General features: G+C 63.1%; 26 protein-coding genes. All 26 read left to right on the top strand.

Annotation, left to right across the window (positions count from 1 at the left end):
- Positions 1–126 precede the first annotated feature (126 nt).
- The 26 genes from V3C40_RS24820 (at position 127) to V3C40_RS24695 (ending at position 21,147) form a co-directional block, all read left to right on the top strand.
- Complete coding sequence (locus V3C40_RS24820; RefSeq protein WP_331778791.1) at positions 127–915, top strand: GPO family capsid scaffolding protein; 789 nt, start codon at positions 127–129, stop codon at positions 913–915.
- Between the two features lie 48 nt (positions 916–963).
- On the top strand, positions 964–1,983 hold the full coding sequence (locus V3C40_RS24815) for a phage major capsid protein, P2 family (RefSeq protein WP_331778790.1): 1,020 nt from the start codon (positions 964–966) through the stop codon (positions 1,981–1,983).
- Positions 1,983–2,699 (top strand): phage terminase small subunit, encoded by a 717-nt coding sequence (gene gpM, locus V3C40_RS24810; RefSeq protein WP_070301018.1) that lies wholly within the window; start codon positions 1,983–1,985, stop codon positions 2,697–2,699. The genes V3C40_RS24815 and gpM overlap by 1 nt, the downstream gene beginning before the upstream one ends.
- A gap of 96 nt (positions 2,700–2,795) precedes the next feature.
- Positions 2,796–3,299 carry a head completion/stabilization protein gene (locus V3C40_RS24805; RefSeq protein ID WP_070301020.1) on the top strand — a complete coding sequence of 168 codons (504 nt, stop codon included), beginning with the start codon at positions 2,796–2,798 and terminating at the stop codon, positions 3,297–3,299.
- Positions 3,299–3,514 (top strand): tail protein X, encoded by a 216-nt coding sequence (locus tag V3C40_RS24800; protein WP_070301022.1) that lies wholly within the window; start codon positions 3,299–3,301, stop codon positions 3,512–3,514. Before V3C40_RS24805 ends, V3C40_RS24800 begins: the two co-directional genes overlap by 1 nt.
- Positions 3,515–3,578: 64 nt before the next feature.
- Positions 3,579–3,950: a hypothetical protein gene (locus V3C40_RS24795; RefSeq protein WP_070224671.1), complete on the top strand. Its 372-nt coding sequence runs from the start codon at positions 3,579–3,581 to the stop codon at positions 3,948–3,950.
- The gene (locus tag V3C40_RS24790; protein ID WP_070301024.1) at positions 3,950–4,510 is read left to right on the top strand and encodes a glycoside hydrolase family 108 protein; all 561 of its coding nucleotides are present in this window, start codon (positions 3,950–3,952) and stop codon (positions 4,508–4,510) included. Before V3C40_RS24795 ends, V3C40_RS24790 begins: the two co-directional genes overlap by 1 nt.
- Complete coding sequence (locus V3C40_RS24785; RefSeq protein ID WP_083292458.1) at positions 4,507–5,019, top strand: lysis system i-spanin subunit Rz; 513 nt, start codon at positions 4,507–4,509, stop codon at positions 5,017–5,019. The genes V3C40_RS24790 and V3C40_RS24785 overlap by 4 nt, the downstream gene beginning before the upstream one ends.
- Positions 5,003–5,491: a phage tail protein gene (locus V3C40_RS24780; RefSeq protein ID WP_070301026.1), complete on the top strand. Its 489-nt coding sequence runs from the start codon at positions 5,003–5,005 to the stop codon at positions 5,489–5,491. Before V3C40_RS24785 ends, V3C40_RS24780 begins: the two co-directional genes overlap by 17 nt.
- The gene (locus V3C40_RS24775; protein ID WP_331778789.1) at positions 5,488–5,955 is read left to right on the top strand and encodes a phage virion morphogenesis protein; all 468 of its coding nucleotides are present in this window, start codon (positions 5,488–5,490) and stop codon (positions 5,953–5,955) included. Before V3C40_RS24780 ends, V3C40_RS24775 begins: the two co-directional genes overlap by 4 nt.
- 310 nt (positions 5,956–6,265) lie before the next feature.
- A complete protein-coding gene (locus V3C40_RS24770; protein ID WP_070300940.1) occupies positions 6,266–7,597 on the top strand; it encodes a sensor histidine kinase in 1,332 nt (443 codons plus the stop codon).
- Positions 7,597–8,349 (top strand): LytR/AlgR family response regulator transcription factor, encoded by a 753-nt coding sequence (locus tag V3C40_RS24765; protein ID WP_070300942.1) that lies wholly within the window; start codon positions 7,597–7,599, stop codon positions 8,347–8,349. Before V3C40_RS24770 ends, V3C40_RS24765 begins: the two co-directional genes overlap by 1 nt.
- Positions 8,350–8,455: 106 nt before the next feature.
- Positions 8,456–9,490 carry a S41 family peptidase gene (locus V3C40_RS24760; protein WP_070300944.1) on the top strand — a complete coding sequence of 345 codons (1,035 nt, stop codon included), beginning with the start codon at positions 8,456–8,458 and terminating at the stop codon, positions 9,488–9,490.
- 97 nt (positions 9,491–9,587) lie between these two features.
- The gene (locus V3C40_RS24755) at positions 9,588–10,250 is read left to right on the top strand and encodes a phage baseplate assembly protein V (RefSeq protein WP_070300946.1); all 663 of its coding nucleotides are present in this window, start codon (positions 9,588–9,590) and stop codon (positions 10,248–10,250) included.
- Positions 10,247–10,591, top strand: coding sequence for a GPW/gp25 family protein (locus V3C40_RS24750; RefSeq protein ID WP_070300948.1), 345 nt, complete (start codon positions 10,247–10,249; stop codon positions 10,589–10,591). The genes V3C40_RS24755 and V3C40_RS24750 overlap by 4 nt, the downstream gene beginning before the upstream one ends.
- Positions 10,588–11,499 carry a baseplate assembly protein gene (locus tag V3C40_RS24745; protein WP_331778788.1) on the top strand — a complete coding sequence of 304 codons (912 nt, stop codon included), beginning with the start codon at positions 10,588–10,590 and terminating at the stop codon, positions 11,497–11,499. The genes V3C40_RS24750 and V3C40_RS24745 overlap by 4 nt, the downstream gene beginning before the upstream one ends.
- Positions 11,492–12,112 carry a phage tail protein I gene (locus tag V3C40_RS24740; protein WP_331778787.1) on the top strand — a complete coding sequence of 207 codons (621 nt, stop codon included), beginning with the start codon at positions 11,492–11,494 and terminating at the stop codon, positions 12,110–12,112. Before V3C40_RS24745 ends, V3C40_RS24740 begins: the two co-directional genes overlap by 8 nt.
- On the top strand, positions 12,109–13,662 hold the full coding sequence (locus V3C40_RS24735; protein WP_331778786.1) for a phage tail protein: 1,554 nt from the start codon (positions 12,109–12,111) through the stop codon (positions 13,660–13,662). The genes V3C40_RS24740 and V3C40_RS24735 overlap by 4 nt, the downstream gene beginning before the upstream one ends.
- 2 nt (positions 13,663–13,664) lie before the next feature.
- The gene (locus V3C40_RS24730) at positions 13,665–14,129 is read left to right on the top strand and encodes a hypothetical protein (protein ID WP_331778785.1); all 465 of its coding nucleotides are present in this window, start codon (positions 13,665–13,667) and stop codon (positions 14,127–14,129) included.
- Positions 14,130–14,172: 43 nt separating this feature from the next.
- The gene (locus V3C40_RS24725) at positions 14,173–15,348 is read left to right on the top strand and encodes a phage tail sheath protein (RefSeq protein WP_331778784.1); all 1,176 of its coding nucleotides are present in this window, start codon (positions 14,173–14,175) and stop codon (positions 15,346–15,348) included.
- 56 nt (positions 15,349–15,404) lie between these two features.
- Positions 15,405–15,914, top strand: coding sequence for a phage major tail tube protein (locus V3C40_RS24720; protein WP_070300979.1), 510 nt, complete (start codon positions 15,405–15,407; stop codon positions 15,912–15,914).
- Between the two features lie 39 nt (positions 15,915–15,953).
- On the top strand, positions 15,954–16,262 hold the full coding sequence (locus V3C40_RS24715) for a phage tail assembly protein (protein ID WP_070300977.1): 309 nt from the start codon (positions 15,954–15,956) through the stop codon (positions 16,260–16,262).
- An 8-nt stretch (positions 16,263–16,270) separates the two neighbouring features.
- Entirely contained in the window at positions 16,271–16,384 is a 114-nt protein-coding gene (locus V3C40_RS24710; protein ID WP_071650284.1) for a GpE family phage tail protein, read from the top strand.
- Positions 16,385–19,255: a hypothetical protein gene (locus V3C40_RS24705; protein ID WP_070300975.1), complete on the top strand. Its 2,871-nt coding sequence runs from the start codon at positions 16,385–16,387 to the stop codon at positions 19,253–19,255.
- A 15-nt stretch (positions 19,256–19,270) separates the two neighbouring features.
- The gene (locus V3C40_RS24700) at positions 19,271–19,879 is read left to right on the top strand and encodes a phage tail protein (protein WP_070300973.1); all 609 of its coding nucleotides are present in this window, start codon (positions 19,271–19,273) and stop codon (positions 19,877–19,879) included.
- Positions 19,876–21,147, top strand: a complete 1,272-nt coding sequence (locus V3C40_RS24695) for a phage late control D family protein (protein WP_070300971.1) — start codon at positions 19,876–19,878, stop codon at positions 21,145–21,147. The genes V3C40_RS24700 and V3C40_RS24695 overlap by 4 nt, the downstream gene beginning before the upstream one ends.
- The last annotated feature ends 38 nt before the right edge of the window (positions 21,148–21,185 follow it).

Below are 21,185 nucleotides of genomic sequence, written 5' to 3'. Positions count from 1 at the left end.
TAGGCCGCGCGCGCGCGGAGCGGGGAAAGGCAAAAGTCGCTATGGCCCATAGCAACCCGCACCGCATTGAATCGCGGCGCCAAGACGTTGACCATGGCGTTATCCGATCAACCGAGACACGCCACCATGCCTAAATCCCAATTCTTCCGCGTCGCCACCGAAGGCGCCACCACGGACGGCCGCAACATCGACCGCGCCACCATCGAGCAGCTCGCCGCCACCTACAACCCGAAAACCTACGGCGCGCGCATCTGGCTGGAGCACATTCGCGGCATCCTGCCCGACAGCCAGTTCAAAGCCTACGGCGACGTGATCGCGGTGAAAGCCGAAGAGGTGGACACGGACAACGGCAAGAAACTGGCCCTGTTCGCGCAGATCGAACCCACGCCCGAGCTGGTGGCCATCAACAAGGCGAAACAGAAGCTGTACACAAGCCTGGAAATTCAGCCCGACTTTGCCGACTCGTCGCAGCCCTACCTGGTCGGCCTGGGCGTCACGGACAGCCCTGCCAGCCTGGGCACCGAAGCGCTGAAATTCTCCGCTGGCCGCAAGCAGCAAAGTGCCAACCTGTTTACCTCGGCCGTCGAGGTGACGCTGGAATTTGACGAGCCGCAGGGCACCAAGCTGGCCGACGCCGTCAAGAACCTGCTGTCGCGCTTCTCAAACAAATCCGGCAGCGACGCCGCGCAGTTCGCCGACATCAGCGAAGCCGTGCAGGCGCTGGCCGGCCACGTCGTCACCGCCAACGACAACTACGCCGATGCCGTGACGCGCCTGGAGAAAGCCGAAACAGCCTTGAAAGCCACGCAGGACGAACTGGCCGCCTTCAAGGCGCAGATGGACGAAGCGCCCGGCAACGGCCCGCGCCGCCCTGCCGCCACCGGCAACGACGGCGCCGTGCAGACCGAGTTTTAAGCGCCCACGCCATCACTCACACCCCATTCAACAACGGAGCACCGATATATGAAAAAGCAAACGCGCCAGGTATTTGGCCAATATGAAACCCGCCTGGGCCAACTGAACGACACGGACAACGTGGCCAAGACCTTCAGCGTCACGCCCAGCGTGCAGCAAAAGCTGGAAACGAAGATGCAGGAATCGAGCGAGTTCCTGTCGAAAGTGAACATCATCGGCGTGACCGAGCAGGAAGGCGAAAAGCTGGGCCTGGGCGTGTCCGGCCCGATTGCCGGCCGCACCAACACCAAGGACAAGGAACGCAAGACGCGCGACCTGTCCACCCTGGACGGCACTAAATACCGCTGCGAGCAAACCAATTTCGACACGCATTTGAACTATGCCAAGCTGGACGCCTGGGCCAAATTCCCCGACTTCCAGTCGCGCGTGGCCAATGCCATCCTGACGCGCCAGGCGTTAGATCGCATCGTCATCGGCTTCAATGGCGTAAAGGTCATGGCTGACACCGATCTGGACGCCAATCCGCTGCTGCAGGACGTGAATAAAGGCTGGCTGCAGCACCTGCGCGATCTGGCGCCCGAGCGCGTGCTGGGCCTGGTGGCCGCTGGCATGCCGGGCAAGGTCGTCATCGGTGACGTGGCCGATGCGGATTACGCCAACCTGGACGCAGCCGTGACGGACGCCGTCAACCTGCTGGACCCGTGGTATCAGGAAGACACCAACCTGGTGGCCATCGTCGGGCGCAAGCTGTTGAACGACAAGTATTTTCCATTGGTCAACACCAAACAGGCGCCCACGGAAACCCTGGCGGCTGACATCATCATCAGCCAGAAACGCATCGGCGGCTTGCCGGCCGCGCGCGTGCCCTTCTTCCCCGATAACGCCATCCTGATTACCCGTTTCGACAATCTGTCGATCTACTTCCAGGAAGGCGCGCGCCGCCGCCGCGTCGAGGACGTGCCCAAGCGCGACCGCATCGAGAACTACGAGTCGTCGAATGACGCCTACGTGATCGAAGACCTGGGCCTGGCCGCGCTGGTGGAAAACATCGAGCTGAAAGACAAATAATGGCCAACCAGTCCCCCGCCCTGCGCCACCGCGCGCGCATGCTGGCCGAGCGCACGGCCGGCGCCGCCGCGCCGCAGGGCGTCACCACCGGCACGGCTTACGATTTGATGCTCTACAAGCTGTCCGATGACCGCCGGCGCCTGAAATCCATCCAGTCCGTGGAACGCAAGATCGAGGTCAAGGCCACCTTATTGCCGGATTACGCGCAGTGGATCGACGGCGTGCTGGCCGGCGGCAAGGGTGCGCAGGATGACGTCTTCGCCACCCTGCTGGTGTGGCACATCGACACGGGCGAATACGACCGCGCCCTGGTCATGGCCGCCTACGCCTTGGAACACAAGTTCACCCTGCCCGACACCTACAGCCGCGACATCGCCACCCTGATGCTGGATGAGTTTGCCGAAGGCTACCTGCACGGCAAGCTGGCCGCTGATCCGCAGCACGCGGCGCAGGTGCTGGGCACCGTCGAACAGTTGACGGCCGCCAGCGACGCCCCGGACCAGGCGCGCGCCAAGCTGCACAAGGCCATCGGCCTGGCCCTGATCGCCGTGCTCGATCAGGCCAACGACACGGACATCGCCCCGGCGATGGTGGCGCAAGCGGAAAACGCCATGGCCCAGCTGAAGCGCGCCCGCGCCCTGTCCGAGTCGTGCGGCGTCAAGAAAGATATGGAACGGCTGGAGCGGCGCATCAAGCGCGCGGCCGGTTCCACGTAAAGAGCATCCCCCGCAGCACGGCGGCACGGGGGGATTCTGGCCAAACCTTTGACCTGATGAACCCCGTCCACCGCCCCATTATTGAAAGCGCCCCGTATGTCCTTCATGGCCCTGCCCCCGTCAATCCCGCCTGGCACCGCCACTGCGCCGCCAGCGCCTGCCCCTGGCGTCGTCGAGAACGACGGCTGGTTTCCCGACATCCTGCTCACCGATATGCGCGACGCCATGCGCCTGGATGGCACCGTCACCGACGCGCGCCTGGTGCAAGCCGTGGTCGATGCCATCCTGCAGGTCAACCGAGAGCTGGCCGACTGGCAGGGCAAGCAGGCCGCTGCCGGTATCGCCGCCCTGGTGGACGTGCCAGCCGCGCGCATCAACCGCGAATCGCGCTTGCTGGCGCAGTACCGGCGCGCCGTCTACAGCACGGCGAAAGCCGACCTGATCGAGCGTTACCGCGACTACGACAGCACGGCCACGTCCGTCAGCGACAGGAAAAGCATGGAGTGGCTGGACGAGGCGCCAGGTGCGCAGCGGCGCAATGCGCAATGGGCCATCGCCGATATCGTCGGGCGCACGCACCTGACTGTGGAATTAATCTGATGCAGGTGCGCACGCAGCAGCACGACACGGTAGACGCCCTGGTGTGGCGCTACCTGGGCGACGGCGCTCGATACGTCGAGCACACCCTGGAAATGAACCCCGCGCTGGCGCGCCATGGCGCCGTGCTGCCTGCCGGCCTAGTCGTCACCCTGCCCGAGCCGGCGCCCAGCACGGGCCAGGTGGCTGCAGCCGATCTTGTGCAGCTATGGGATTAACGCAGCAATCCACCTTTTTACCCTCATGAAAAATCTATCTACCCTCTCACCGGAGAATCAAGCAATGTCCGCAGAATCGTTTGGTGGTTTCGCCACCCTGGTCAAACTGTACGGCTTCAAGGCGGCGCTGGGCATGGTCGGCGCGGCCATGCTGTACATCGTGCTGCCGCCGCTGAACGCCGACGGCACCTTCAACAAGGGCGAATTCGTCGCCCGGCTGGCATGCGCGGGCGTGTTCTCGTGCCTGCTGGGCGGCACCGTCTACCAGCTGCTGTGCGCCCAGCTCCCCGCCATCGGCGCCATGGTCAACGCCTCCGCCATCGATCTGATCGTGGGCGCGCCCGGCTGGTGGGTATCGCGCGCCGTGGCCCTGTGGTTCCAGCGCCGCAGCGACAAGGACATCGCCGAGCTGGTCAAAGACGCGAAGGAACACTGATGGCAACCACCGACAACCCGCTGATCGCGCGCGTCATCGACGCCATCCTGCGCGCCGAAGGCGGCTACGTGAACGACCCGGCCGACAAAGGCGGCGAAACCAATTACGGCATCACCGTGGCGGTGGCGCGCGCCAACGGTTACATGGGGCCAGTACGCGATCTACCCATGACCGTGGCGTGCGCCATCTACACAGCCCGCTACATCACGGAACCGAAGTTTGACCAGGTGCTAGCCATCCATGCCGGCATTGGCGCCGAAGTGATCGACACGGGCGTCAACATGGGGCCGCACCGCGCGGCCGAGTTCCTGCAGCGCTGGCTGAACGGTTTCAATGACACGGGCGCGCGCTATCCCGCCCTGTTCGTCGACGGCCGCCTGGGCGCGCAGTCGCTGGGCGCGCTGGGCGCTTTCCTGAAATGGCGCGGCCAGGATGGCGCCGCCGTGCTGCTGTGCGCCTTGAACGGCCTGCAGGCGGCGCGCTACCTGGAAATCACCGAGGCCAACAAGACCCAGCGCCGTTTTCTATACGGCTGGATCAAGGAACGGGTGGCCATGTGACAACGACTACTTGGCGCCCGCTGGCTGCCTGCCTGCTGTGTGGCGCCCTGGTCGGTTGGACCGCGCAGGGCTGGCGCAAGGATGCCAGCATCGCCGCCCTGCAGCGGGCAGCCGCTATCCAAACATCCACCGCCGCCACGCAACTCGCCCAGGCCACCGCCCGCGTGCTCACCCTGGAGCGCGCCGCCGGCACCACCCTGGCGCAGCGCGCCGACCACCTCACCCAGGAGCAAACCCATGCGAAAACCGAGCGTGACCGTTTTAACGATGACCTGCGCAGCGGCGCTGTGCGCCTGTCAATCCCCGTCTCCGGCGGCCAGTGCGCCGCCATTGCAGATTCCACCGATGCCGCAGGCCATCGGCACCAAACGCGCGCCGAACTTAACCCAGCGACTGCGGCAGCTCTTGACGCCATTGCCGGCGACGGCGACGACGCCACCCGCCAACTGAACGCCTGCATCGACGCCTACAACACCGTGCGAGACACCTACCATGTACAAGCCGAATAGCCTGCGCCAGCACCTGGCCGCCGCCATCCCCGACCTGCAGCGCGATCCCGACCGCCTGCTGGTCTTCGCCGACGAGGGCAACGTGGTGGCGTCGGCCACCGCCTCCCTCTCCTTCGAATACCGCTTCAAGCTCAACCTGATCGTCACCGATTACGCGGGCGACGCCGACGCCATCATGGTGGCCCTGATCGCCTGGCTGAAAGTTCACCAGCTCGACCTGATGGCCAACGAAGAAACGCGCAAGCACGGCATTGCCTTCGAGGTCGATTTCAACAACCATGAAACGGTCGACATTTCCATCAAGCTGGACCTGACCGAGCGCGTGGCCGTCAAGGCAGGCGAGGCGGGCCGCCTGGACATCAAGCACCTGGCCGAGATACAGCACATGCCGGCCTATGCGGACGAGTTCTGGAAGCTGTACGACGGCGAGACGCTGCTGGCCGAATGGCGCACGCCCGAGGCGACACCATGAGCGACGACCTGCACGCGCTGGAAGCTTGGGCCGGGGCGCTGCTGGCCAAGCTGCAGCCGGCCCAACGCCGCGCCATCAATCACAAGGTGGCCATCGACCTGCGCCGCAGCCAGGTGCAGCGCATCAAGGCGCAGCAGGGGCCGGACGGCGCGGCGTACCACGCGCGCAAGCGGCGCAAGGAATTCAAGGGGAAGAATGGACGCATCAAGCGGCAAAAGGCGGCGATGTTCGCCAAAATTCGCACCGCCAAGCACCTGAAAATGAAGACGACCGGCGACCAAATCGAAGTCGGCTTCTTTGGCTGGGTGGCGCGCGTGGCGCGGGTGCATCAGTTTGGCCAGCAAGACCGTTTGTCGAAAAAAGGGCCACTGTACAAGTACCGGGAGCGGCCACTGTTAGGAATGAGTGAGGCGAATCGGACGTTGATATGCGAATCGCTATTGCGTCACATAGAAAAAAACTAAGATGCATCGTAAGCGTCGGCCCTGCACCGTCTGGTCGTGGCAAGTAGCGTCTGCCAAAGTAGTTCCCATTACTTTTTGGCGGGAACTACTGTGGACACTGAAATGGAGTCGGTTATTCCTGTTGCACCGCTCCACCCATCTGGGTTCATGCATATGTCCTTCTAAATCGCTAAGCCCGGCAGCGACTCTATCGGCGGCGTCCATCCCGCCAGCGCCGGTTTCCTCCGCGATTTGTAGGCGTTCGTCGCATGGGAGAAAATACGGGCGTCCGTGCCGCTAGAATGGGGGCGAGTTAAACACAAGGAATTTAATGAGTTCTCCCCCATTTTTGCCATTCAACGCGCCTCCCGTATCGGAAGTCAAGCACGACCGCCACCTTGTGCGCCGCTACTTGCTGCAGTCTGCGCTGCGCTTAAACGCCGGTTCACTCTTGTTCCTGTCGCTGGCAATCGCGCTGCTTCCGCTCTGGCTGAACCACACCCCGGCCGCGCCGGGCGAAATGGAGACCCGCAAGCTGACTCCGTACATTGTCAGCGGCGTTGTGGCGGCGGTGATGGTCTGGCTCGCGCTGATGTCTAATGGGATCGCACGCAGCTTTCTAGCGCGGCTGAGCGAAGAGGGCAAGGCGCTGAGTGTCGAGGCGATGGCTTCCATGGTTACGCGTCGTATCCATGCGCCGTTCAATCCCTACACCACCTTTGACCTGTGCACCGAGTCCCTATCGGGGCTGGCGCTCGGCATGGCACTTGGCTACTCCGGTCCGCCTGCGTTTTTTCACGACCCTTTCAAGGGCCGGATCGTGCTGGGTCGCTGGCGCCCGTTGGTGCTGGGGCGCCATGTCGACGTGAGAATATCGTCCGATTTGGGCCCCAGCTGCGACATTGAGTTGCGCTGCCGACCTGGCCTGGCTTGGTTCGCGATCCAGCAGGGTGAGTCGCTAAAGACTGCCGAGATGGTGTCTACCCAACTGCAACAGCACCTCGCGCGCCATGCAAGCGCACTAAATGCGGCTCGGCGTGAGCGCGAGCTGGAACGCACCTCTCTGCAGGCACGTCTTTCAGCCTTGCAGGCCCAGGTAGAGCCGCACTTCCTGTTCAATACCCTGGCAAATCTAAAGTATCTGATCCGCACCGACCAGCGGGCCGCGCAAGAGATGCTCGACCATCTGGTCGGCTACCTGCAAAACGCGATGCCCGATATGCGCTCGGTGTCCTCGACCTTGGGACGAGAAATGGATCTTGTTAGCGACTACCTGGCGGTGATGCGCATCCGCATGGGCACGCGCCTACGCTACGCTGTCGAAGTGGCCGAAGAATTGCGCAGCCTGCCGTTCCCGCCGGCGATGCTGATCTCGCTTGTGGAGAACGCCGTCAAACACGGCTTGGAGCGGGCCAGCCGACCGGGCCTGATTACCATCAGCGTAAGGCACGAAAGCGACAGCACGGACGGGCTGCTGAGCGTGTCTGTTGTCGACGACGGGGTCGGCTTGACCGAACAATCCGGGCAAGGAACGGGATTGGCGAATATTACAGAGCGCTTGCTGCTGCTATATGGACGGAAGGCTAGCCTTTTTGTGGAGCCGGGCGACGGACAAGGCGTATGTGCAGTGTTGACGGTGCCTATTGTCGGGAGCCACGCCTGATGCCAAGCGCTCTGATCGTCGAAGACGAGCCTTTGCTAAGGGCGGAGCTGGTGGACCAGTTGTACGCCTTGTGGCCCGAACTGCAAATCGCCGGCCAGGTCGAAAACGGCATCGACGCGGTGGCAAGCATCGACGTACTGAAACCGGACATCGTATTCCTGGACATACAGATGCCCGGCCTGAACGGCATGGAGGTGGCGCGCCATATTCCCGAGTCGTGCCAGGTAGTGTTCGTTACAGCGTATGCGGACTATGCCTTGGCCGCTTTCGATACCGGCGCGTCCGACTATCTGGTCAAGCCGGTGACGACCTCACGCCTGCTGCAGACGATCCGTCGTTTGAAGTCGCGCACGGCCGCAAGCCCGCCGCCGGCCGTGTGGGAACAGCTTTTTGAACAGGAGAGCGCACCGGTGTACCTCAAGTGGATCAAGGCCTCAAGCGGCAATTCGGTGCGGCTGGTGATGGTGAGCGAAGTGCTGTACTTCCAGTCGAACGAAAAGTACACGCGGGTGGTGACGAACAACGGCGATTCGCTGATTCGGTTGCCTCTCAAGTCCCTGCTCGATCAACTGGACCCGCAGTTGTTCACGCAAATCCACCGCAGTGCCGTCGTCAATCTGCAGGCCATTGACCGGATTGAACGCATTGAATCCGGGGTGCGCAGCGGCCCTGGGCTGGAGGTCATCCTGAAAGGCCGGACCGAGCGCCTGACCGTTAGTGAGGGATTTACCAAGCAGTTCCGCCAGATGTAGCAGGGATGTTAAAGACTCCCTGCCGATTGGCCGCCTTCGTGACGACGGCGGATTTGTTGGTTCAGTTCGAAGTGAATCATTTAATCATATTAAAAAAAGGAAAATAATGATAAATAAATGGATAGTCTCCCTGGCTTTGTTATTGCTGACCGTGACAGGGGCAATCGCAGCGCCCCCCCCGGTGGCGCCGACAGTGGAGGTCAGTCGGGCAGTCCGGTTGGAGGTCATCGATACGCTGATTGCCAAGCTCAATGCCCACTACGTTTTTCCAGACAAAGCCAAACAAGTCGAGGTTGTCTTGCGCCAGCATCAGCGCGAGGGCAAATACGATAGGGTCACGGACGGTCAACAACTCGCCAAACAGCTATTCGATGACATTGATGGCGTTATCCACGACAAGCATATGTTCATCGATGTCAGTGCCCACCCGGTGCCGCCCGATGATGCAATGCCGCCGCCGCCACAGACGCGGGCGGAATGGGAAAAACAAGTGCCGCCTGCCGTGCTTGAAAGGGTTCTTGCATCAAACCTTGGCGTGGAAAAGGTCGATCATCTTAGTCCCAATATCGGCTACCTGGAGATTTCCTCATTCGGGCCGGTTTTCCTCGTATCCGACAAGTTTGCCGCAGCGATGAATAAACTCGCTAACACCGATGGCCTCATCATCGATCTGCGCAACAACGGCGGTGGCGGGGAAGACTCAGTGGCGCTACTGATCAGTTATCTTGTTGACGGGCGCACCCGCCTCAACGACATCTGGGAACGTGCGACCGGTATCACCACGCAGTATTGGACGCAGGATAAGCTCGACGGCAAACGCTATGGGGGCAAGAAGCCGATCCTCATCTTGACAGGCCCCGATACGAAGTCCGCCGCCGAATCATTTGCGTACCAAATGCAGGCGCTGAAACGCGCCAAGGTGATCGGGGAACGCACTTGGGGCGGCGCCAACGCTTCGCGCCCATATCGTCTCAGCGAGCATTTTGCTATCTTTATCCCAAGCAAGCGCCCGATCAGCTCAATTACCCATACAAACTGGGAGGGCACGGGCGTCACTCCGGATGTAGCTGCAAAGGTGAACGATGCCCTCGCGGCGGCTAAAGTTTTGATGCAGCGACAATTTCATGGGGGCGCACTATAACAATGCGTTCTGACTCTGCAATCAACCGAAGTCGCTAAGCCCCTTATCAACCCGGTCCCGCGTGCATCCGCACGCGGACTTCGGCAACATGCATTGCATGAACGCCGACCTGTCCGACCTCCTCCGCTTGCTGCAAAACCTGATCCGCCTGGGCACCATTGCCGAGGTCAAAGGGGCCAAGGCGCGCGTGCGGCTCGGTCCAACACTCACCACCGAATGGCTGAACTGGGCCACACGGCGCGCCGGCAGCACGCGCACCTGGTCGGCGCCGACGGTCGGCGAACAAGTAATCGTCTTTTCCCCAGGCGGCGACCTGACGCGCGGCATCATCATGCCGGCGCTGTACTCGCAGGCATTTGACGCGCCCGAAACCAGCGACACTATCCACGCCACGCATTACCCGGACGGCGCCGTGGTGCAGTACGACCACGCGGCCCACACCCTGACGGCAGTGCTCCCCGGCGGCACCGCTACCATCACCGCCGACAAGGTCACATCGAACGCGCCCAGCACCATCTGCACGGGCGACCTGACCGTCATGAAAAACTTGATCGTCAAGCAGTCCACTACCGTGGAGGGCGCCACCGCCCTGAACGGTGGCGTGAACGCCAAGGCCGGCGCCGCTGGCGGCGTGGCCATGGCCGTGCAAGGGACGATCAAGGCCAGCGAGGACGTGCTAGCCGGCGCCATCAGCCTGGCCAAGCATGCACACAGCGGCGTCAAGGCCGGCGGCGACAAGTCGGGCGGGCCGCAACAATGATGGGCATGCACGCCGCCACCGGGCGCAGCCTGACGGGCCTGGACCACCTGCGCCAGTCCGTGACCGACATTCTCACCACGCCGATGGGTTCGCGCATCCGGCGCCGCCGCTATGGTTCCGAAGTACCCGAGCTGATCGACCAGCCCCTGAACAGCGCCACGCAGTTGCGTATCTATGCCGCCACCGCCTTTGCGCTGCGCCGCTGGGAGCCGCGTTTGCAACTTGCCAGCGTACAGCTCACGCGCGACACGGACGGCGCCATCGCGCTGCTGCTCGATGGCACGGCGAATGGCCAGGGCATCACCCTGTCCGTACCCGTCAAGCAAGGCGGCGTCGTATGAGCACGCCCATCGACCTGACCCAATTGCCGGCACCCAGCGTGGTCGAAGTGCTGGACTTCGAAGCCATCCTGGCCGGCCGAAAGACGCACTTGGTGAGCCTGTTGCCGGAAGCCGAGCGCGCGGCCGTCACGGCTCTCCTGGAGCTGGAATCGGAACCAGCCACCAAGCTGCTGGAAGAAAACGCGTATCAAGAAACCATCCTGCGCAACCGCGTCAACGACGCGGGCAAGGCCGTCATGCTGGCGTTTGCCCTCGATGGCGACCTGGACCAATTAGGCGCCAACGTCAACGTGGCGCGCCTGACCATCAGGTCGGCCAATCCCGACGCCCTGCCTCCCGTAGCGGCCGTCATGGAAGACAACGACGCCTACCGCCTGCGCATCCAGGAAGCGCCGGACGGCCTGTCCGTGGCCGGCCCGAAGGCGTCCTACGAATTCCACGCCCGCAGCAGCGACGGCCGCGTCAAGGACGCAAGCGCCACCAGTCCGGCGCCGGCCAGCGTCACCGTCACCGTGCTGGCCAACAACGACACAGGCATCGCCGACGCCGCGCTGCTGGCCACCGTGGCGCGCGCGCTCAACGCCGAAGATGTGCGCCCCCTGGGCGACCGCTTGACGGTGCAGGCCGCCCAGGTCATTGATTACCAGATCGAGGCCACCTTGTTTATCGGCGTCGGGCCGGAAGTACCGATTCTGCTGGATGCCGCGCGCGCCAACGCCGTGCGCATGTCGCAGCCGCGCCGCCCGCTGGGCCACAGCATCTACCGGTCCGCCTGCAGCGCCGCCGTGCACGTCGAAGGCGTGCGCAAGGTCGTCTTGACCAGTCCGGCGGCGGACATCGAACTGAACGCCACCCAGGCCGCGCGCTGCACGGCCATCAAGCTCAATGTCGTGGTGCTCGATGAATAAGACCGTGCCGACCCTGCCGCCCAACACCACGGCGCTGGAACGCGCCATTGCCGTGGCCTGCGCCGAGCTGGTCAACGTGCCCGTGCCGCTGCGCGACCTGTGGAACGCCGACCGCTGCCCGGTCAACTTGCTGCCGTTCCTGGCCTGGGCCTGTTCCGTGGACCGCTGGGATGATGCCTGGCCCGAATCGACCAAGCGCGGCACGATCAAGGCGTCCTATTTCATCCACAAGCACAAGGGCACGATTGCCGCCGTGCGCCGCGTGGTGGAATCTTTGGGCTACCTGATCCGCATCACCGAATGGTGGCAAACCACGCCACCGGGCGTGCCGGGCACGTTTCGCCTCGATGTCGGCGTGCTGGACTCGGGCATCACGGACGCCATGTTTCAGGAAATGGAACGCCTGATTGCCGACGCCAAGCCCGTCAGCCGTCACATGACGGGCCTGGCCATCTATCTGGAAAGCCGTGGCAACGTCTACGCGGGCGCTTGCGCCTACCACGGCGACAGCATGACCGTGTATCCCTGGATCGCGGAAACCATCGAAGTGCGCGGCACGCTGTTGCAGGCCGGCGCATCCCATACCATCGACACCCTGACCATCTATCCATGAGCACATACTTTGCCATCCTGACCGAAGTGGGCGAGGCCAAGCTGGCCAACGCCATCGCCTTGGGCCAAACCCTGAAACTGAAAAACCTGGCCGTGGGCGACGGCAACGGCAATCTGCCCATGCCCGTACGCACACAAAAGGCGCTGGTGCGCGAGGTGCGCCGCGCCGGCCTGAACCAGCTGACCATCGACCCGGCCAATACCAGCCAGATCATCGTCGAGCAAGTCTTGCCCGAGGACGTGGGCGGCTGGTGGATACGCGAAATCGGCATCTTTGACGAGGCCGGCGACCTGTGTGCCGTGGCCAACTGCCCGCCCAGCTACAAGCCCCTGATGGCCGAGGGTAGCGGGCGCACGCAGGTGGTACGCATCGTGCTGATCGTCGCCAGCACGGCCGCCATCGAGCTGAAAATCGATCCGTCCGTCATCCTGGCCACCCGTAAATATGTCGATGACCAGGACATTACCGTGCGCGCTTACAGCGACGCGCAACTGGCCAAGCACTTGGCCGCTGTTGATCCGCACCCGCTGCTGGCCAAGGTCGCGTACGTCGACCAGCAGGACACCAGCGTACGCACGTATGGCGATCAGCAGCTGGCCAAGCATCAGGCTGCGGCCGATCCGCATCCGCTCCTGGCGAAGGTCGCCTATGTCGATCAGCAGGACACCAGCGCACGCACCTATGGCGATCAGCAACTGGCAAAACACCAGGCTGCAGCTGATCCACATCCGCTCCTGGCCAAGGTCGCCTATGTCGATCAGCAGGACGCCAGCGCGCGCAGCTATGCCGATCAGCAAGACGCCAAGCACTTGGCCGCCCTCGATCCGCACCCGCAATACAGCATGAAGGAAGTGCCGGCGTTGCCGAAAGCTGACGCGTCGAAAAAGCTGGCCAGTGCAGGGTTTGTGCAGCAAGAGCTGGGCAATCTTGCAGGCATCTCGGATTTTCCTGTTTCCCGTACGCTGACCGTCGCTGATTTTGGCAAGGCTTACTACTTCAGCAATGGCTCCGTGATGGCCACCCTGCCTCGTCCCGACAGTTTCGCCAGCGGCCAGATTATTGGGCGCCAGGTCAAGTTTTTTGGTTTCAACAAGATCGCCGGCACCATCGCACCGGCCGCCAATGCCGTGCTGCGCTGCGATGTGGCCAACCTCCCATCGATGATCGTCAAGGCCGGCCAGTCGGTGTCATTGGTGGCCATCACGGCAGATACATGGCAAGCCATCGACTCGACTGCCGAGCTGTGGCGTAACGCCGACTTCACGCCACACTTGGCCAGCACAGGAAGCCAGCCCTTGCCGGGCGGCTTCATTCTGCAATGGATCGCTGCCGCCAATGCCGGCGGCAGCGGCACGGCAGCCGATACGCCTTACGACATGGCTTTTCCCAATGCCGTCGTCGCTGTTTCCGCCATCCATATCGGCAGCGATACGTCCGTCAACATCACCGTCGATGGCGCAGCCCCCAACAAGCTGGCCGGCGTACGCCTGCGCAGCAACTACACCAACGGCGCCAGTGTCATGGCCTATGTCTTAGCGATTGGATACTAACAATGCGTAATTTCTACTCGATGTCCACAGGCGGCTTCTACCCGGAAAGCAAGCGGGCGGTCTATGAAATGGCAGGAACTTGGCCGGAGGATGCCGCTGCCGTTACTGCGGAAGAAGAAGCGGCCCTGCGGGCATCCACGCTGGTGGACGAGTCCTTTGCCGTCTTGTCAGCACGCTACTTCGACAGCGTGCGCACCACGCGCGAGGTCGTGCTCAACCGCCTGGCCGGCATCGGCATGGCAGCGCTGGCAAATGACGACGCTGCCACCGTACAAGCCATCCACCTGGCACGCGCTGACCTTCTCGACATCACAAGCTGCGCCGCCGTGGTCGCCGCGCAGAACATCGCGGCGCTGCAAGCAGCCGTCAGCGCTGAATACGCACGCATCGCGGCCACCTTGCCCGACGAGGGGCGGCGCGCCTTCACCGACGCCGGCATCACGCTGCCCCCTCCCGTCACCCTGTAACGCCTCACCCACGCCCCATTCACCACCTACCAGGAGAACAATTTTGGCCACCGACTACCACCATGGCGTGCGCGTCATCGAAATCAACGAGGGTTCGCGCCCGATCCGCACCGTCTCCACGGCCGTGCTGGGCCTGATCGCCACGGCCGACGATGCCGACCCGGCGGCCTTCCCGCTCGACACGCCCGTGCTCGTCACCAACGTGCTGGCCGCCATGGGCAAGGCCGGCAAGAGCGGCACCCTGTATCGCGCACTGGAAGCCATTGCCGCGCAGACCAAGCCCCTGACGGTCGTGGTGCGCGTGGCCGAAGGCGAAACAGAGGCGGAAACCACCAGCAACGCCGTGGGCGGCACCTCGCCCGATGGCATGTACCTGGGCGCCCAGGCGCTGCTGGCCGCGCAAAGCAAACTCGGCGTGAAGCCGCGCATCCTGGGCGCGCCGGGACTGGATACCCAGGCCGTCACCAATGCCCTGGCCAGCGTCGCACAGCGCCTGCGCGGCTTCGTGTATGCGTCGGCCTATGGCTGCGCCACCGTCACGGCGGCCACCACCTATCGCGGCCAGTTTGGCCAACGCGAAGTCATGCTGATCTGGCCCGATTTCGTGAACTGGGATACCGCCACGGACGCCGAGGCCAGTATGTCCGCCGTCGCCTACGCCATGGGCCTGCGCGCCAAGATCGACGAGGAAACGGGCTGGCACAAGACCCTGTCCAACGTGGTCGTCAACGGCCCGGCCGGCATCACCAAAGACGTGTTTTTCGACCTGCAAGACCCCGCCACCGACGCCGGCGTGCTCAACGCCAAGGAAGTGACCACCCTGATTAACATGGGCGGTTACCGCTTTTGGGGTTCGCGTACCTGCGAGGAACCGGGCGGCTTCTTCTACTTTGAGAGCTACACGCGCACGGCCCAGGTGCTGGCCGACACCATCGCCGAGGCGCATTTCGCCTATGTCGACGTGCCCTTGCACCCGTCGCTGGTGCGCGATCTGCTGGAAAGCATCAACGCCAAGTTCCGCGACTTGAAACTGCAGGGCTACATCATCGACGGCCATGCCTGGTATGACGAGCAGTACAACGACAAGACGGCGCTGAAAGACGGCAAGCTGGCCATCGATTACGACTACACGCCCGTGCCGCCGCTGGAAAACCTGAAATTCCAGCAGCGCATTACCGACCGCTACCTGGCCGACTTCGCCTCGCGCATCGCGGCGTAATCACCATCACCACCCTGCCCGCGCCAGCGCGGGCGCACTGAACTACTGGAGAAATTATGGGCCTGCCCCGCAAACTGAAAAATTTTAACTTGTTCCAGAATGGCGTCTCCTTCATGGGCATGGTGCCCGAAGTCACCTTGCCGAAACTCAGCCGCAAGATGGAAGAGTACCGCGCCGGCGGCATGAGCGGCCCCGTGTCCGTCGACTTCGGCAACGAAGCGCTGTCGCTGGAATGGAGCGGCGGCGGCCTGATCGCCGAAGCCCTGAAACAATACGGCGCGCACTCGCACGGCGCCGTGCAGCTGCGCTTTGCCGGCGCCTACCAGGAAGACGATGACGGCACGGTCGCCGCCGTCGAGGTCGTCGTGCGCGGCCGTTACAAGGAAATCGATATGGGCGGCGCCAAGATGGGCGACGACACCACCCACAAATACACGATGGCTTGCAGCTACTACAAGCTGATGATCGACGGTGCCACCGTCATCGAGCTGGACTTCATGAGCGGCACCGAGAACTTCGGCGGCGGCGACACGAATGCGGCCATCCGCAAGGCCATCGGCCTGTAATCCCCCTTTTACTTACCACCAAACCACAAGGAAACCACAATGAACAACGATACCCAAAACAGCGCCGTCATCGAACTGGACGAGCCGATCAAACGCGGCGACGGCTTCATCACGTCGCTGACCGTGCGCAAACCCAAGGCAGGCGCCCTGCGCGGCATTTCCCTGATCGAGCTGGCCAACCTGAACGTGTCGGCCCTGCAAATCGTGCTGCCGCGTATCACCGAGCCGACCCTGACCGCGCACGACATCGCCAACATGGACCCGGCCGATTTGCTGGCCGTGGGCGCCGAGGTTGCCGGTTTTTTGGCGAGCAAAGCAGATCGCCTTTCGGTATTCCCGGCGAAGTAGAAGACGCCATGGCCGACATTGCCGGCGTCTTCCACTGGACGCCGGCGGCGATGGACGGTTTTACGATTGATGAACTGATGGCCTGGCGCGAACGCGCCAGGCAAAGAAGCGGAGCGGAATAGATGGCTGGTCGGGATCTGAAATTACAGGTGGTATTTGCGGCACTGGACAAGATTACCGGCCCGCTTAAAAAGATCATGGGCGGTGCCAGCGACACGGCCAAGGCACTGAAGGCGACCAGCGACCGTTTGCGCGAGCTGAACGCCCAGCAAAAAAACATCAGCAAATTCCGCGAGCTGCATGGTGGCCTGGACGCCACCCGCAGCAAGCTGGAAGCGGCGCAGCAGAAGGTGGCCAGCCTGGCCACCAAGATGAAGCAGGCTGAAGCGCCCACGCGCGCCATGACGCGCGAGTTTAACGCCGCCGTCAAAGCGGCCGGCGCCTTGAAGACGGCCGGCCAGCAACAGGCGCAGCAACTACAGGTCATGCGCGAGCGCCTGGGCGCCGCTGGCATCGGCACCAAAGACCTGGCCAACCACGAGCGCACCTTGCGCCGCGAGATCGAGGCCACCAACAAAACCATGACACTGCAGCAGCAGAAGCTGGCCAACGCGGCCGCCAAACAGCAGCGCGTCACCAATGCCACCCAGCACGCGGACAAGCTACGCAGCAAGGCGGGCAGCATCGCCATGGCGGGCGCTGGCGCGACGGCGACCGGCGCGGTCATGGCCGTGCCCGTGGCCAAGGGTCTGCACGAGGCGAAGCACTATCAGCTGGAAAAGGCGCGCGTCAATGCGCTGGGTCTGGGACAGGAAACCAGCCAGCAGGCAATCAAGTTTGCCCAAAACATGAAAACCTACGGCACCAGCCAAAACGAAAACTTGGAACTGGTGCGCGACGCGATGTCGATCTTTGGCGATCTGCACCACGCGGAAATGGTCGCGCCCACGTTGGCCAAGATGAAGTTTGCCAACAAGGCGTTCTTTGGCGCAGAGTCGGGCGAAGAGAACGAACGCGTCTTCATGGACTTGCTCAAAGTCATCGAGCAGCGCGGCGGCACGGCGAGTTCGGAGAAATTCCACGACCAGGCCAACATGATGCAAAAGGTCATCACGGCCACGGGCGGGCGCGTCGGGCCGACGGAATGGCTGAACTTCATCAAGACGGGTGGCATCGCCGCCAAGATCATGGACGACAAGCAGTTCTATTACCAGATGGAACCGCTGGTACAGGAAGTTGGCGGCCACCGCGCCGGCACGGCCCTGATGTCCGGCTATTCAAACTTGTACCAAGGGCGCACCACCAAACGCGCCGTCAGCAACATGGAAAGACTCGGGCTGATTAAAGATCGTCGTCAGGTCAAGCATGACAAAGTTGCGCAAAGCGCTACTCTTGGCCCAGGTGCACTGCTGGGCAGTGACATCTTCCGACGCAGCCAATTCGAGTGGCTGGAAACCGTCTTGCTGCCACAACTGGAAAAAAAGGGCATCACGGATGCTAAACAAATTGAAGACACCATCGGCAGTTTGTTTTCGAACCGCACGGCAGGTAATCAGTTTTTGGATATGTTCCGGCAGCGCATCCAGATGCACAAAAATGCCAAGCTCAACGAAGGTGCGTATGACATCGAGCAGATTTATGACTTGGGCAAGCAGCAGGCCGGCGGCGCCGAACTGGAAGCGACGGCCAGGCTGGCCAACCTGAAACTAACCATGGGCGAGAAAATCCTGCCGCTGTATGCGCAGGGACTGGAAATGGCCATCAGTGCCATCACACGCCTGAACGGCTTCATGGAACGCAACCCGACCGTGGCCAAGGTCATGATCACCGCCTTTGCCGTGCTGGCAGGCCTGCTGCTGGTGCTCGGCCCGCTGATGCTGGGCATCGCCGCCCTGATCGGCCCGTATGCCATGCTGCACATCATGTTCGCCAAGATGGGTGTTACGGGCGGCGTGCTCACGCCCATCCTGCGCGGCCTGGGCGGCGCCTTCATGTGGGCGGGCCGCGCCGTGCTGTGGCTGGGCCGCGCGCTGATGCTCAACCCGATTGGCATCGCCATCACGGTCATCGCCGGCGCCGCCTTCCTGATCTATAAATATTGGGAGCCGATCAAGGGTTTCTTCACGGGGATCTGGTCACACGTCAAAACCGCCTTTGCCGGCGGCATTGGCGGCGTCAGCAGCCTGATCGCCAACTGGTCACCGCTCGGCCTGTTTTATCGCGCCTTCGCGGGCGTGCTGGGCTGGTTCGGCATTGCGCTGCCAGCCAAGTTCACCGACTTCGGCGCCAGCATCCTGCAGCGCATCACCGAATCCTGGGCGCCTATTTCCGCCTTCTTTGCCGATATCTGGTCGCGTCTGCGCACCGTCTGCGCTGGCGGCATGGGCAGCATCACGGCTCTGATCATCAACTGGTCGCCCGTCGGCGTGTTCTATCAGGCGTTCGCGGGCGTGTTGAGCTGGTTCGGCATCAAGCTGCCGGCCCAGTTCACGGAGTTCGGCGCCAACATCCTGCGCGGCCTGGTCAACGGCATCACCGGTTCCATGGGCGCCGTCAAGGACGCCATCAGCAATGCCGGGTCCAGCACCATTGCCTGGTTCAAGGAAAAGCTGGGCATCCACAGCCCAAGCCGCGTGTTTGCCCAGCTCGGCGACTACACCATGCAGGGCCTGGCCGTGGGCCTGGACCGCAGCGAGGGCGCGCCGATTGCCAAGGTGTCCACCCTGGCGCAGCGCCTGACGCAATTGGGCGCCGGCATCGCCATCGGCACGGCCACGGCATTACCCGCAAGCGCCTTCGACACCCGTGCCCCGCTGTCCCAGGGCGGGTTCGGCGCCGGCATGACGATTCAAGGCGATAAGATCGAAATCACTTTCAACGTGCAGGCCGGCACCGATCCCCAGGCCATCGCGCGCGCGGTGAGCATGGCGTTAGACCAGCGCGACCGCGAAAAGGCGGCGCGCATCCGCTCGTCCCTGCGCGACCACGATTAAGAAGGAATAACCACCATGATGATGATTTTAGGAATGTTCGTGTTCAGCCTGCCCACCCTGGCCTATCACGAGTTGCAGCGGCAAACAGAATGGAAGCACGCCAGCACGGCCCGCGTGGGCCTGCGCGACGCGCACCAGTACGTGGGGCCGGGCGACGATACCATCACCCTGTCGGGCTGGGTGGCGCCGGAACTGACCGGCTCCCTGTACTCGCTCGATGCGCTGCGCATGATGGCGGATACCGGTAAATCGTGGATTCTGATCCAGGGCACGGGCCGCATTCTCGGCTCCTACCGCATCACCAGCATGACGGAAGGCCGCACCATCCTTGACGGCAGCGGCGGCGCGCGCCGCGTCGAGTTTTCCATTTCTCTCAAGCGCGACGACGACGGCGTGCTGGCCATGGTCGGCCTGGGCGACATCGGCGACCTGAAAAATATGCTCAGCATCGACGGCATGACCAGCAGCATCGCCGGCGCGGCCAAGAATGCCGTGGGCAGCGTCGTGGGCAATGTGGTCGGCGGCATCACCTCGAAATACGGTGGCGTGGTCAGCGAGATGAAAGACAAGATCGGCGGCAGCATCAGCGGCGCCATCGGCAGCGCGGCGGACAAATTCAAATGAGCGAGCATATCCCCACCTTCAAGGTCAGCATCGAGGACAAGGATTTGACGGCCATCGTGTCGCCCCGGCTGATCAATCTGACCTTGACCCTGTGCCGTGGCGACGAGAGCGACCAGCTCGACATTTCCCTGGACGATAGCGACGGCAAGCTGGCCCTGCCGCCGCGCGGCGCGCAGATCGCCCTGGCGCTGGGCTGGCAAGCGTCCGGCCTGGTGGACATGGGCAAGTTCACCGTGGACGAGGTGGAGCACAGCGGCGCGCCCGACACCATCACCCTGCGCGCCAGGTCGGCCAACCTGATCGACACCTTCAAACAGCAGCAGGAACACAGCTTTCACAAGACCACCCTGGGCGCCATCATCGAGGCCATCGCCTTTCGCAACGAGCTGGCGTCGGGCGTGTCGGCGCGCCTGCGCGACACTGCCGTCGAGCACATCGACCAGACCCACGAAAGCGATGCGGCCTTCCTGCGCCGGCTGGGCAGGAAATACGACGCGGTGGCCACCGTCAAGAACGACACCTTGCTCTTCATCCCCATCAACCAGAGCCGCACCGCCAGCGGCAAGGCGCTGCCCGTCATTCCCATCACGCGCGCCCTGGGCGACGGCCACCGCTACCACAGCGCCGAAAGCGACGCCTACACGGGCGTGCGCGCCTTCTGGCACGACGAGCGCTATGCGCGCCGCCGCAGCGTCGTGGCCGGCGTGCCCGGCAACAGCAAGCGCCTGCGCACCACCTTCGCCAACGAAACCGACGCGCGCGCGGCGGCCGTCGCCGAATGGCAGCGCATCCTGCGCGGCCTGGCCACCTTTGAAATGAGCCTGGCCCTGGGCAACCCAGCCGTGTTCCCGCAATCGCCCGTGACCGTGACAGGCTTCAAGCCCGAGATCGACGCCACCGAATGGCTATCAGTCAAGGTCACGCACAGCTTGGGCAGCAACGGTTTTACCACGCAGGTGGAGTTTGAAACGAAAACGGAAGCGGTCGAGGCAGAACGCGAAGAAGAGAAAGACCCGGACGAAGGCGTTACGGGCGTGGTGGCCAAGTGGAAGGACGTGGCGGCGAAGAAGAAAAAGGCGGGCCAGGAACAGGCTGGGGCCACGGGCACGCTAAAGACGCTGGAGCACACTTACAAGAGCAGGCAGGCCGCGAAGCGGGCGGCGCTGCATGCGTGGAAGCATATTGAGGAAGTGCGGGACATCATCCGCGAAAACAGCGAGGAACCCTGGAAGCCTAAGCAAACAGCAGCCGGCGCAGAAGCAGCCTAAACGCGCGCCATTCACATCCACTCAGCGGCTGCTTTCGC

Source organism: Janthinobacterium sp. LS2A (genome assembly GCF_036543145.1).
Lineage (GTDB): Bacteria > Pseudomonadota > Gammaproteobacteria > Burkholderiales > Burkholderiaceae_D > Janthinobacterium > Janthinobacterium aestuarii.
Note: the sequence above shows the minus strand (reverse complement) of the source record. Positions and strands in the feature narration are given on the sequence as shown.